Source organism: Campylobacter sp. 19-13652 (assembly GCF_019702925.1).
In the GTDB taxonomy this organism is placed as follows: Bacteria; Campylobacterota; Campylobacteria; order Campylobacterales; family Campylobacteraceae; genus Campylobacter_A.
This window is the reverse complement of the sequence record NZ_AP024713.1, coordinates 1,651,413-1,664,712: the sequence shown is the minus strand read 5'-3', so window position 1 is coordinate 1,664,712 and position 13,300 is coordinate 1,651,413. Positions and strand designations below refer to the sequence as shown.

Sequence of the window (13,300 nt, the reverse complement as noted above, 5' to 3'; positions counted from 1 at the left end):
CCCAGCTAGTTTTTGACTTTAGTCAAGAGCCAATAAACCAGGAGCAAAAGCCTGCTTTATGGGTGTTTTCTACAAGCCGTGGAGTGAGGGAATTTGTTAAATCACACTCCGTAGCAATAATACCAAAAGCTATGAGCGTGGTTGAGTTTTTTACTCGCACTCTAATTTGCCCTAATCGCCGAAAAGCCGATGAGAGCGAGTGCTTGCTTATTATGAAGCAAGCTTGCGATCTAGCTCACGCGCAAAAAATTTATATCCCAAGCAATTTTTACGAGTTTTTAAACGATAGCGAATATCTGTTTTCATTCTTTCGTGAGCTTGCCTCGCAAAAAAAGCGCCCAAGCGACATTCGCTATGCTGATATTTATGCAAATTTTGAGGAGCATATTGACATACTCTCAGATATTTTGGCTCATTATGAGGAGATTATGGCAAAGCGTGGACTTTTTGACGCTATTATTTTGCCGTTTGATTACTGCATAAATGAGGATTTTATCGGCGGATTTGGCGAAATTATTTTTGAGGTTGATGGATTTTTAAGCGAGTTTGATTATGAGGTGCTAAACAGTGTGGCTCATATTACAAATCTAAAACTGCGTTTTGGAGTTTCTAAATTTAACCAAAAGCTCACTTCGCGCTTTTCTAGCCTTCTTAGTCAAAAGCTAGAAAATGGCGGCTTTTATGAGATAAGCCTAAGTGGCGCAGAGGGCGGGCTAGCTGCTAGTGAGCTTAAGCTTTTAGGGCGCAGCATGGCAAATCGCACAGTCCTTACTAGAGGCTTTTATATCCAAAGCCTCCAAGCCGCGTTTGTCTTTGAAAAAATTAGCAAATTTATCCTAAATGGCATAGATGCCTCGCAGATAGCTGTGATACTTCCTGATGAGGGTTTTGCGCCTATTTTACGGCTTTACGATGGAGTTTGTACGCCTGGGCGAATGCTTAGCTTTGGCATGGGGGTAAGCTTTACTTCATCGCGTTTTTATACTGCGCTTTTATCTATGCTAGAAGCGGCTAGTGAGGGGGCTAGGATAAGCCTTGAGGAGGATTATCTTGCTTGCGCTAGGAGTATTGACGAGCTAAGTTTGAGGCTAAATTTATTAGGTGTTAGCAAGGATTTTTACGCCAGTTTTTGCGATAAATTTAATAAAAAAATGGACTTTAGCGATTTTTATGAGTTTGTTTTACTTTTAACGCAGCACTTTGGCTCGCAAGAGACTGTGCTTTTAGAGGCTGAGGCGATGAGGCTTTTGGTGCAAAATGAGAGCCTTAGCCTTAGGGAGCTTTGCTATCTTTTACTCTCTAGGCTTAGTCAAAAGAGCATAGACGATATAGGTGGCGGTGCGGTGCGAGTGCTGGGGCTTTTAGAGAGCAGGGGGCTTAAATTTAAAGCTGTCATCATACCTAGCTTTAACGATGATGTTGTGCCAAAAAGAAGCGTTAATGAGCAGTTTTTAAGCTCCTCTGTAAGGGCGAAGGCCGGGCTTGTAAGCTATCGTGACCGTGAAAATTTGCAGAGATTTTATTATGAGAGGCTAATCGCTGAGGCAAGCGAGGTGGCGATTTGCTATCTAAAAACCGCCCAAAAGCTACCTTCACGCTTTTTAAAGCACTTTAACTGCATAGACGATTGCGCTCATAGTGATGAGGATTATTTAGCTTTATTTGGTTTTATGGGCGCTTTAAATTTGCCGGCTAAAGTAGGCGAATACTCAAGCATTGAGCCAGTCAATCATGATTTTTTTGCGAGTGAGTTATCATTTTCTAGGCTTGATACATTTTTATCATGTCCTAGGAGATATTATTATCGCTATTGTATGGGTTTAAATGAGGCCAGAATGCTTAATGATGAGCCAGTAAGTGCCTATGGCAGCGCACTTCACGAGCTTTTGTGCGATTATTATAAAGAGCCAAAAAATGCGGACAAATTTGAAGCAAGGGAGTTTGATAGGCTTATTTTTGCCTCAAATTTATCCCCTCTTGATAAGCAGATACTCTCACTTCATGCTAAGCGATACGCCAAAGAGGTGGCAAACCCTCACTTTGAGGCTGGCTGGCTGGTGCAATCGTGCGAGCAGAGTCTAAACGGAGAGTTTATGGGCGTTAGAATAAAGGGCGTGGTGGATAGGATTGATGATAAAGAGGGTGAGAAATTTATTATCGATTATAAAAGTGGCGCAGCAAACGAAAACTCCCTGCAACTGCCGTTTTATGCGGCTTTGCTGCTAGCTAGCAAAATAGCGTGTGATGAAAATTCTATAGATGGCGCATATCACTCATTTTCTAAAATGCAGGCTATTAGCTTTAAAAAAGGCTTAAAAAATGGGCTAGACGAGCTTAGGCAGACGCTTGAGGGGGTGTGCGAATACTTTAGGCGTGATAAATTTGCCGCTTATGAGCCAGCCCCTAGGGATAAGGGTGTGTGCAAATACTGCGCCTTTAGAGCTATTTGCAAAGGAGAGGTGTGATGCAACCTTATCTTAGCCTATCAGCAAGTGCAGGAAGCGGTAAAACATTCGCCCTTAGCGTGCGCTTTATTGCGCTATTTTTAAAAGGTGCTGATATAAGCACCATAACGGCCTTAACGTTTACCAAAAAAGCCGCTAGTGAGATGAGCGAGCGCATTATAGATACGTTTTTAAACCTGCATAAAAAGCAAGCAGAGCTAGATGAGATCTCCTCTATGCTAAATATTAGCGCGGATAAAACTTTACAGCGCCGCGATGAGCTAAGGGAGGAGTTTTTATCAGCTAGGCTTAAGGTTACGACCTTTGATTCATTCTTTGCTACCATAGCCAGGAGCTTTGCAAGCTACCTTGGCATAAGCCCAAATTTTAGCATAAGTGATGATATTATTAGGCTTTCAAAGGAGGCGTTTTTAGCCCAGCTTGATAGCGAGCTAATGCGCTCTTTGGCGTATTATATCGTAGCAGGTGATAAGAGTAGGGGGGATTTTTTTAAAACTATCTGCTTGCTTTATGAAAACGGCGTGGATTTAAGCGGCTTTAATAATGCGCCTTTTAGCGTGCTTGAGGCGGATTTAGAAAGAGCCAAAGATAGGGCAAATAGCGCACTTTTTGATATTTTTGATTTTATTAGTATGAAAGACTTTGCCATAAATGACGCTATAAATGCTTTTAAATTTAATAATATCGATGAGTTTTTAAAGGCAAAATTTAAGCTTTTAGAGCGTGATACGCTTGAGTATAAGACTTTTGCTAGGTTTTTTAAAAACGGCTCTGGCGTGCTTTTGGATATTAAATTTAAAACGCTAAAAGATGACATTTTTAGCTATTTGCTCTGCCTTGAGCGGTATAAAATCGCCCAACTTAGCGTCTTTTTAGAGCTTTATAAAAACATAAGGCAAACCCTAAATAAAAGGCTAAATATATTAAATTTTGCCGACGTTACGCTTAGCGTTTTAGAGCTTTTGCGCGGCACAAAAAGCCCACTTTATCAAAGTGGCAGCTTTGACCCAGCTCAGCTTTATTTTAGGCTGGATGCCAGTATAAATCACCTTTTAATCGATGAGTTTCAAGATACAAACGTAGCTCAGTATGAGATTATGCTGCCGCTTATTAGGGAGATTGCTGCTGGTGCTGGACAAGGCGGGGTGGGAAGCTTTTTTTACGTTGGAGATATTAAGCAGAGTATTTATCGCTTTCGTGGCGGAAAAAAGGAGCTTTTTGAAAAGCTAAAACAAGATGTTGGCGGTGCGCTTGTAAGTTCTAGTTTGGATACAAATTATAGAAGTGCAGCTGGGCTTGTGGATTTTGTAAATGAGACGTTTTTGCCAGTCATAGACGATTATAGGGTGCAAAAATCCAAAAGTGATGAGGAGGGATTTTTAAATATCATCTCATCTAGCAAAGAGGCTATGATAGATGAGGCGGTAAAAATCACAAAAGAGCTTTTAAATAACGGTGTAGACGCAGCGCAAGTAGCGGTGCTTTGCTGGAAAAATGATGACGTTGAAACCGTCTATGATAGGCTAAGCGAGGAGGGAATAGATGCCAGAAAAGAGGGCGTGTTAAAGCTAGGCAAGACGCCTTATGTTTATGGGCTTATCGCATATGCGGCTTATTGCATTTTTGGCGATGAAATTTATCTTTTTAAGGCGCGTAGATTTTTGGCATTAGATGATAAAAAAATCCTACCTCGATTAAAGCTAGATAGCGATAAAAGCGGCGCAGAGAGCCTGATTTATTTATCTAAAAGAGCTGGTATAAATCTAAGCGATGAGAATATATTGCAAGCTTGCGAGATAGGTGCTAGTCTTGATTTAGCTGGGCTTATTTTTATGCTTGATAGCGAGTCTTTAACCGCTCCAAACAGCGATAAAAGTGCAGCTAGTGGCGTACAGATAATGACTGTACATAAATCCAAAGGGCTTGAGTTTGAGCATGTGATTTTGCTCGATAGCGTCAGTGGCGGAGCAAAGGATAGTGCTGAGTTTATCTATGAGTATGAGGCTGGGGGATGGCATATTAGGCTTAGAAATGGCGCTTTTAAATATCTTGACGAAAGCTACGAAAAGCTTACAAATTTAAGCCAAATGCTTGATAAGGAGGAGGGGTTTAATAAGCTTTATGTGGCATTTACTAGGGCTAAAAATTCGCTTTTTATAATCAAAAACGCCATAAGCGACGGCAGAAGTGCCAGCTTTTTCACAAAGACAAAAAATGGCGATGTGAGCTTTTTAGACCTTGAGGATAGACTAAGCGGAGAGTTTAAATTTAATAGCAAAAAAGCCCAGCAAACGCGTAAAAATAGCTCTATAAAACTAGCCTACGTAAGAGCTGATGAAGCAGGCACAAATAAGCAAGAAATAGGTCATGACACGCAAGCTATAAATTTTGGTTTAGCGCTACATTATCTTTTAGAGCTTTGTCCTAGCTTTGATGAAAAAGGGCTTAAAATCGGCTTTAATGCGATGAAAAGCGAATATGCAAAACTGCTAGAAGCTAGCGTTTTGAGTGATATAAAGACCAGAGCAGAAGCTTTGATTAATCACGATAAATTTAAAGAGCTTTTAAATGGCGCAAAAGCTAGTAAAGAACAAGATATAATAGCCCTTAATAAGCAGCGGCGGCTTGATTTATTGCTCGTTAAAAATGATGAGCTAATCGTCATTGATTATAAAAGCTCACGGCAAAATGAGAGTGATAACCTTGCCCAGCTTAGGGAGTATTTGGATATGCTAAAAAGCATTTATCCCCAAAAGCGCATTAGGGGCGTGCTTTTTTACCTGCTGGCAAATGGCGTGGAGAGCTTAGATGTTGAAAGTTAGCTTAATTTAAGCTAAATATAAGCAACTTTAAAATACAATCACAACTTAAAATTTATTTGGCAAAGGCGCAAAAATGACAAAGATAACAAAGCCAAACGAAGTAAAACGCGACTGGATCGTGCTTGACGCGAGCGGAAAGCGTTTTGGTCGTCTTTTAACAGAAGTGGCAACCCTACTTCGTGGCAAACATAAACCAAACTACACTCCAAACGTTGATTGTGGCGATTACGTCATTATCATAAACGCTGGCAAGGCTGAATTTACAGGCGCAAACAAAGCAGAACAGAAGCTTTATCACCGCCATTCTGGCTATTTTGGCAGCGTAAAGAGCGAGAAATTTGGCGATTTATTGGCAAATAACCCAGTCAAGCTTTATAAGCTTGCCGTCCGCGGTATGCTACCAAAGACAAAGCTAGGCAAAGAGATGATAAAAAAGCTAAAAGTGTATGAAGGTAGCGAACACCCGCACACAGCTCAAACAGCAAATAAAGGAAAATAAAAATGGCAAAAGTTTATGCAACAGGTAAAAGAAAAACAGCTATTGCGAAAGTCTGGATAAAAGCTGGTAGCGGTAAAATCATAGTAAATGGCGTGGATTTAAACACTTGGCTAGGCGGACACGAAGCTATCAAGCTAAAGGTAGTCCAGCCGCTTTTAGTAACTAAGCAAGAGAGCCTAATCGACGTAACGGCTACGACCCTAGGCGGTGGCTACTCAGCTCAGGCTGAAGCACTTCGCCACGGCATCAGTAGAGCCCTAGCTAGTATGGACGCTGATTTTAGAGCTATGCTAAAGCCAAAAGGCTTGCTAACTCGCGACTCTCGTGTGGTCGAAAGAAAGAAATTCGGTCGCCGCAAAGCAAGAAGAAGCCCGCAATTCTCAAAACGCTAATAAGCGTTTCTCTGAAAACGTTAATCGTTTCTTTGAAAACGCTAATAAGCGTTTTTTTGAAAGTGTTAGCTTTAAATTTAAAAGCTGGCGTTTTTGGATATATTTATATATTTTTACAAGGGGTACAAGCTCCTTGTAAAACTTCTCAAACTTTGAATCTTTAAATTTTAGAATTTTAATTACAAAAATATACGATATTGTCTTTTTATTTAAGCTCTGTTTTTAGACATTTAATAAAAAATTAGATATAATTTCATTTCACTTTAGTCCAAATAAGGGCAGGAGTTTTTAAGGAGATATTCATGAAAAAAATTGCATTAGCACTTGTTGCTAGCACGGCTTTGTTTGCTGGTGAAGCGGCTTATAACTATGAGATTACACCTACAATAAGCGGGGTACACGCAGAGGGTAATCTAGGCATAAACAATGAAAACGTTTCAGTTGGTATAAGAGCTGCTAGAAACTTAGAAAATTTCTTTTTAGATCAAGTTGAGCTAGGCTTTGACTACGCTCCAAGCGTAAAAGAAACACAAAATAGAGAAACTCGCAAAGGTAGAGTAAATCGATATTATGTAAATGGTGTTAAAAATTTATTTGACATTACTGATAAAGTGGGTGTTTACGGCTTAATCGGCGTTGGTTATGAGGACGTTCCAAAAGCGTTTGTTAAAAATGAAGATGGCGGCTTTGGTCAGTATGGTGCTGGTGTGCGCTACCAAATTACAGATCAATTCGCTCTTAAAGCAGAAGTTCGTGATGAGATTAAATTCGAGCATGCAGATCATAACCTATTCTACACTCTAGGCTTTGCTTTTGGTCTTGATAAAAAAGCTACACCAGTTGTAGCTGCTACACCAGTTGTTGTTGTTGAGGAGACTGTTGTGGTTCTTGATGATGATAATGATGGCGTGTTAAATGACGCTGATAAATGCCCAAATACTCCAGCTGGCGTTGTTGTAGATGAGACAGGCTGCGAGAAAAAAATCGTATTAAAAGACGTAAATTTTGCATTTGACAGCTATAAAGTTTCAGAAAACTACGTACAGCGCATTAAAGAGGTTGCTGATTTTATGAAAGTAAACCCTGCTTATAGTGTAATCCTATCAGGTTATACAGATAGCGTTGGTAGCGAAGCTTACAACCTAAAACTATCTCAAAAGCGTGCAAATGCCGTTAAAGAAGTACTTGTAAAAGACGGCGTTGAGTCTGAGAAAATCACTACTGTTGGATATGGTGAAGCTAATCCAGTAGCTACAAACAAAACTAAAGAAGGTCGCGCTGAAAACCGCCGTGTTGAAGCGACTTTCAAAAAATAATAACTCTTAATAAGATGGGCTTTTACGCCCATCTTGCTTAATTTAAATGAAAAAAATCGCTATTTTATTTGATCTTGACGGCACTCTGATAGACTCCACGGACGCCATACTTAACGGTTTTGACGCCGCTTTTTTGGCACATGGTAAGCCAACCCCTGATAAATCGTACGCAAAAAGTCTCATAGGCTATACGTTAGAGGATATTTTTACCTCTCTTGGTGCGCCAAAGGACGAAGTTGCAAGCTATATTAAGGCTTATAGAGAGTATTATCTACCTGTATTTTTAAGCCAAACAAAGCTCCTGCCAAGAGCAAAAGAGGCGATAGAGCTAGCGCACAGCTTCGCAAATCTTGGCATTGTAACGACTAAAAATTCAAACAAACTCCCAGAGCTTTTAGATGTGCTGGGCGTAAGAGAGTATTTTAACGTGCTTGTGGGGCGAAATGACGTTACACGTCCAAAGCCAGATGCTGAGCCTATTTTGACGGCGCTTGAAAGGCTTAAGTTTAATGGTGGGCTAAAAGACGTTTTTATGATAGGTGACACCCCACTTGATTCACTCGCAGCAAAGGCTGCTGGTGTAAATGCCATAAGCGTACTTTGCGGATATGCTAGCTTTAGCACCTTGCTTGAATATAATGATAAAATCTTTGACACTACTTTTGATGCGGTTGAGTTTGTTAAAACCATAGCTGGTTAGTTTTATGGTTGTTCCTGGTAAAATTTTTTAAGCTTCATTGGTTAAAGCAATTAAGATAGCAGAGCCTTAAATCAAGCAAGCTTTAGTTTAGCGCTATTTTTTGGTGATATGATAAAATTTTAACCACTTTACAAACCTAATACTACTAATTTTTGCTAGCAGCTTTTAACATTAGCGCCATTACTATGTAATATCAACACAATATTATTCATAAAGTTCTGTAAAATTTAAAAACTATCCTAGGATAACACCTAACCCACTGTTTTACGTGACTTACATCGCAGGGATACGCCCTGTCTGCGTCCAGTTTTGCTAGGCTTTGTCTAGAAATCGTAGCTATACCAACTGAATATGCTTGTTTTAAATAAACTTCGGCTACGCCTTGTTTTCACAGAAACTGCACTTCGTTTGTTTTAGCTTAATTAGCACACAATAAGCAGTTACTCCACTAAGCTATTTTGCGGGTTGTATGCGTTCCTATGTCATATATGAATACATAGCAATCGATTAATAAGCCACTAATGCGCACAAAGGCTTGTCTTTTAAATTTGTAAAGTAATATTGTTTAAAAGGGTGGAATTTATAAAAGGGATTTAGTAAGCTAATTTTAATGCGTGGCAATTATTTAAGAGACTAATTGGCAAAGCCACTAAATTTAAACTATATTAATTAATATTTTTATTTAAATTTTATACTAAAGTTTTCTTTAAAAATATATATTCATTATCTTGGAAATATTCACTAAAACCGCTACTGAAATAAAGGTAAGCTGCTTTTTTATTTTCCTTTTTTACCCTACATATTAGAGTTTTTGCCCCTAGTATCTTGGCTTGAATTAGTATGATACGCATTAAAAAGCGCCCAAGTTTACGCAGTTTTGGCGATTTGTATACTCCAAACTCCCACTCACTTTGTTTAATCTCTGTAAAATTTATAACCCCAACATAGCGTCGCACCCCCCCATTACAGCCGTTATTAGATAGTATTTGCGCGTTTTGTCGTGAGATAAAGATTTAAGAAAGTTTAAATGCTGCTTTAAATTTATACGCTTATTCACCATTTTACTAGCTACAAATTTAGAATTTCTCCACTCAAAAATAAGTCTTTTAAGTTCTGAATTTAATTTTATAAAATCGATTAAAATCGCCGTTTCATATCTCATTCGTCGCCCCTTTTTACATGTTAAATTTAGCATATCTTTACCAAATATAGTTTAAATTTTTTATTTATTTAATTGATAATAATCATTGCCAAAAAGCCAAATCCCTGCTAAAATATCGCAAAAATTCAAAGGAAAAACAATGCAAGCACTTTATCCATACGCGCAGATTATTCACCTTTTTTGCGCCATTATATTTTTAGGTTTTGTCTTTTTTGACGTGGTGATTTTTGCCCGCGCAAAGGGCGATTTGGGCGAGAGGTTTGAGGCTGTAAAACAAGCCATAGTAAAGCGTGCGATTAAGATTATGCCAGTTTGCCTTTTGCTTTTACTGCTTAGCGGTGGGATTATGATGAGTACATGGGTAAACCGAAATATAGGCTATTTTGACACACCTTTGCAGAAAATTTTTATGATTAAGGTCGCTCTTGCGCTTATTATTTTTGCTGGTGTAGCGCTCTCTCTTAGCTGCCGTGCGCTTAAAAAGCCTAGCCCAAAATTTATGCAGCTTCACTTTCATAAGTTTGTTTTAGTTCTCGGATTTTTTATAGTACTATTTGCCAAGCTAATGTTTTTAATTTAATTAAAAAAGTTAAAAAAATATTAATATTAAATTAAGCCCCTTTGTGTTACCATGGTTTCATTAACTTAAATCTTAAGGGGAAACTATGGAATTTTTGGGGCTAGTGATAGTCATCATAGCTGTATTTTTAATCTACAAAAAGCCCGAAAAAGAAAATCTCGCCTTTGGGCTTTTTGTCTTTGCTTGGGTTATGGCGGCGTTTATGTATTACGGACACGTTTCGGCTCTTTTGCCAAATATATCGCTTTAAGGGGACAAAATGCAAAAGGCTAGACGTTTTTACACGCTTTTTGCCCTTGCGGCGATAGGCATTTTTGCCCTACCTGTGGGCATAGCAAATTTTATCTTTGGCTACGTTTTGGGCGATAGTCCCTGCACGCTTTGCTGGGGGCAGCGCCAGAGTATGATTTATATCGGCGTGGCGGTGCTTTTTATCCTGCGATATGGCATGCGTCCTCGTTATCTTGGTATGCTGCTAATAATGACGGCTTTTGGGCTTTGGGAGAGTTTTTATCATTACGGTGCGCACGCGCTTGAGGATATAGGGCAGGGCTTTGGTGTAGCGATATTTGGCATACATACTCAGTTTTGGGCTGAAGTGGTATTTTGGGCTGTGGTGCTAGTGCTCGGTGTTATTTTCTTTTTTGCGCCGCGCCCTGAGGGCTTTGCTGAGGAATTTGCCTCTCATGGGGCAAAGTGGCGCAAGCTAGTCGGCGCTCCGTTTTTGGCGTTTTGGGTGTTTTTTGTGGTGGTTAGCTCAAATGCCATTCAGGCTTTTGTCTCTACTGGTCCTCCGCCGTTTTGGGGGCAGGGCGATCCAGTGCGCTTTAGCTTTAATCCCAAATACATCATCTGGTCTAGCGAGAGCTGGGACGGCTTTAAGGTAGTGCAGAGCTTTTTTGGCAAGCGTCGTACGATAAGCGAGCCTGATTATCCGCTTACTCCAGCTTCAAACTTCAGCTTCTCTCAAGACGCGGCTGGTGCGCCACTTGAGCTAACTCAAAGCTTAAGCATAGCTGGCAAAAAGAGCATTGAATTTAGTACAAATGCTCCAGCTATTGACATTACTTACGCAAACGGCGAGTATTTAATAAGCACGCAAAATCACGGTTTTTACGTGGCTAATAGCGATTTAAGCTTAAAAGATAGCTTTTTGCTTGATCCTTATTTCTCAGCCACGATTACGGATTTTGCGGGTGCTAGCTACGTAAAAGATGGCGTAATTCGTATAATGGGCTCAAATAAAACCCTAATAGACGTCAAAACCCAAAAAAGCGATGATTTAATCAAAGGCTATGCAAATTTCATTAAAGGCTATGATAAATTTAGCGCCGATGGCTGGAGGAACCGTCTAAAGACATCTCGTTCAAAGCTAAACTACATCCAAAGCTACGCAAACGATGGCAAATACGGCTATATGGCAACTATACCAAATGGCACTTATACGAGGCTTTTTATTATTAAGCAACTTAATTCTGATAAGGGCTTAGAGGCTGAGTACACCCCAGAATTAGCGGCGAATGTAAAGCTAAAAGATGGCAGAAAACTTGATGAGCTTTATATCACTGGACTTGCGTTTAATGCAGGTAGGCTTTATGCGGTTAGCAAGGCTTATAATCTGCTTTTAGTCATTGACACAAAAGAGCAGACTATCACCGAAGTTGTGGGTTTGCCAAAGGAGATTTTAAATATTCAAGGCATTACTTTTGTAAACGATTTGCCTGTGGTTTTAAGCTATGAAAACGGTAAAAATATGCTTTACGAGTTAAGATAGTAGCGAGGGCTTAGCCCCTTGCTTAATCAAATTTAAAGCAATTTTTTTGTAATATCTACGTTCACTTTTTTTACAAGGAGTTGGCAATGCCAAAGATGAAAACCGTAAGCAGTGCCGCCAAACGCTTTAAAGTGGGTAAAAACAAGATAAAAAGAGGCTCAGCTTTTCGCAGCCATATCTTGACCAAAAAATCACAAAAGCGAAAGAGAAATCTAAGACAGCCGCAGTATGTCGATAGCACAAATGTAAGCGCTGTTAAAAAGATGCTCGGCGTATAAGTTTTTGACAAAATTAGTCATTCAAACTCCCCGAATTTCGGGCAAGACCCATATATGGGCGCCAATTTGTAAAGGATAAATATGGCAAGAGTTAAAACAGGCGTGGTTAGACGCCGACGACACAAGAAGGTATTAAAGCTTGCTCGTGGCTTTTATAGTGCAAGACACAAGCACTTTAGAAAAGCTAAGGAGCAGCTAGAAAGAAGTCTAGTATACGCATATCGCGACAGACGCCAGAAAAAGCGCGATTTCCGCCGATTATGGATAGTGCGTATAAATGCTGCTTGCAGACTAAATGACATAAGCTACTCAAGATTTATAAACGGGCTTAAAAAAGCTGGCATAGAGCTAGATAGAAAGATTTTAGCAGATATGGCTATGAATGATGCAGCTGCTTTTGCAGTGGTAGCACAGAAGGCTAAAGCCGCTTTATAATTTTAAGGGCGCATTTGCGCCTTTAATTTTTATATCCGTGCGACCATCTCACCACAATTTAAAACTCCCAAGTACTTTAAATTTTTAAGCTTTATTGAACTTTGATAAATTTTATTTTTAAAATAAATATGGGTAATCAGTTTATAAATACGCATCTCGTCCATAAATACTTATCATATCAGTAATCTTTAATCTCTTGTGATTTTGTAAGAGCTAGTGGGTGATAAGATTTTAAAATAATGTAAAAATCTATGTTGTTTTATAGGTCAAATGGTTATCTTAGTAATTTTTTAATAGGCATATTGTTTATAAAATTCTGCCTTTGTGTATTTTTAAGCAGAAATTTTGAGTATGGGCGGGGATTACGTATGCCTCTTATTTTTGCTATATTGGCATTTTATTATAATAAATTTAAGCTGCTTTATAAGCCCAATATCACTAGTTTATACTGGTAGCTTTTAGCACAAAAATATCTAATAAATTCCCCTAAGTAAAGCTTAGTAAGCTTACTATTTTTATGTATCTTTATATTACAAGCGTTTGCTAGGTTTTGCCTAGAAACCACGGATATGTCCTTGGCGCAAGTACAGCAAGTAGTTACCCAATAGTACGTTTATTGCATTTATGTCTGTTTTGTAAACAAAAGCAAAATCTTAGTAAAGCAAAACTGGACATGAGCGAGTGCTTCAATGCTATACTAGCGATGAATAAGCCGCTCATGTGTGTATAGAGTTTGCTTTTGAAATTTATAAAGCACGCTATTGTTTAAAATGGTCAAATTATTTTATCTGTACCCATTAAATTTGTTATTTTAAGAAATTTAAAATTTATTTAAATAATATCCAAAATTAGATTGAAACTATCGTGGTTTTATATT

12 protein-coding genes are annotated in these 13,300 nt (G+C 38.9%); 11 read left to right on the top strand and 1 reads right to left on the bottom strand.

Going from position 1 to position 13,300, the window contains the following annotated elements; translation table 11 throughout:
* Positions 1-83: 83 nt before the first annotated feature.
* The 6 genes from LBC_RS07985 to LBC_RS07960 all read left to right on the top strand — a co-directional run bounded on the left by LBC_RS07985 (position 84) and on the right by LBC_RS07960 (position 8,194).
* On the top strand, positions 84-2,465 hold the full coding sequence (locus LBC_RS07985; protein ID WP_221253913.1) for a PD-(D/E)XK nuclease family protein: 2,382 nt from the start codon (positions 84-86) through the stop codon (positions 2,463-2,465).
* The gene (locus LBC_RS07980; protein WP_221253912.1) at positions 2,465-5,287 is read left to right on the top strand and encodes a RecB-like helicase; all 2,823 of its coding nucleotides are present in this window, start codon (positions 2,465-2,467) and stop codon (positions 5,285-5,287) included. Before LBC_RS07985 ends, LBC_RS07980 begins: the two co-directional genes overlap by 1 nt.
* Before the next feature lie 73 nt (positions 5,288-5,360).
* Positions 5,361-5,786 carry a 50S ribosomal protein L13 gene (gene rplM, locus LBC_RS07975; protein ID WP_221253911.1) on the top strand — a complete coding sequence of 142 codons (426 nt, stop codon included), beginning with the start codon at positions 5,361-5,363 and terminating at the stop codon, positions 5,784-5,786.
* Positions 5,787-5,788: 2 nt separating this feature from the next.
* On the top strand, positions 5,789-6,178 hold the full coding sequence (rpsI, locus tag LBC_RS07970) for a 30S ribosomal protein S9 (protein ID WP_221253910.1): 390 nt from the start codon (positions 5,789-5,791) through the stop codon (positions 6,176-6,178).
* 302 nt (positions 6,179-6,480) lie between these two features.
* Complete coding sequence (locus tag LBC_RS07965; protein ID WP_221253909.1) at positions 6,481-7,494, top strand: OmpA family protein; 1,014 nt, start codon at positions 6,481-6,483, stop codon at positions 7,492-7,494.
* A 46-nt stretch (positions 7,495-7,540) separates the two neighbouring features.
* Positions 7,541-8,194, top strand: coding sequence for an HAD family hydrolase (locus tag LBC_RS07960; RefSeq protein WP_221253908.1), 654 nt, complete (start codon positions 7,541-7,543; stop codon positions 8,192-8,194).
* Positions 8,195-9,125: 931 nt separating this feature from the next.
* Here LBC_RS07960 and LBC_RS07955 read toward each other — a convergent pair.
* On the bottom strand, positions 9,126-9,356 hold the full coding sequence (locus LBC_RS07955) for a hypothetical protein (RefSeq protein ID WP_221253907.1): 231 nt from the start codon (positions 9,354-9,356) through the stop codon (positions 9,126-9,128).
* 139 nt (positions 9,357-9,495) lie between these two features.
* Between LBC_RS07955 and LBC_RS07950 the strand changes: the two genes are divergently transcribed.
* The 5 genes from LBC_RS07950 to rplT all read left to right on the top strand — a co-directional run bounded on the left by LBC_RS07950 (position 9,496) and on the right by rplT (position 12,423).
* Positions 9,496-9,936 (top strand): copper resistance protein CopD, encoded by a 441-nt coding sequence (locus tag LBC_RS07950; RefSeq protein ID WP_221253906.1) that lies wholly within the window; start codon positions 9,496-9,498, stop codon positions 9,934-9,936.
* Between the two features lie 85 nt (positions 9,937-10,021).
* A complete protein-coding gene (locus tag LBC_RS07945) occupies positions 10,022-10,186 on the top strand; it encodes a hypothetical protein (RefSeq protein WP_221253905.1) in 165 nt (54 codons plus the stop codon).
* 9 nt (positions 10,187-10,195) lie between these two features.
* The gene (locus tag LBC_RS07940; protein ID WP_221253904.1) at positions 10,196-11,710 is read left to right on the top strand and encodes a disulfide bond formation protein B; all 1,515 of its coding nucleotides are present in this window, start codon (positions 10,196-10,198) and stop codon (positions 11,708-11,710) included.
* 86 nt (positions 11,711-11,796) lie between these two features.
* Positions 11,797-11,988: a 50S ribosomal protein L35 gene (gene rpmI / locus LBC_RS07935; protein WP_221253903.1), complete on the top strand. Its 192-nt coding sequence runs from the start codon at positions 11,797-11,799 to the stop codon at positions 11,986-11,988.
* 81 nt (positions 11,989-12,069) lie between these two features.
* Positions 12,070-12,423 (top strand): 50S ribosomal protein L20, encoded by a 354-nt coding sequence (rplT, locus tag LBC_RS07930; protein ID WP_221253902.1) that lies wholly within the window; start codon positions 12,070-12,072, stop codon positions 12,421-12,423.
* The last annotated feature ends 877 nt before the right edge of the window (positions 12,424-13,300 follow it).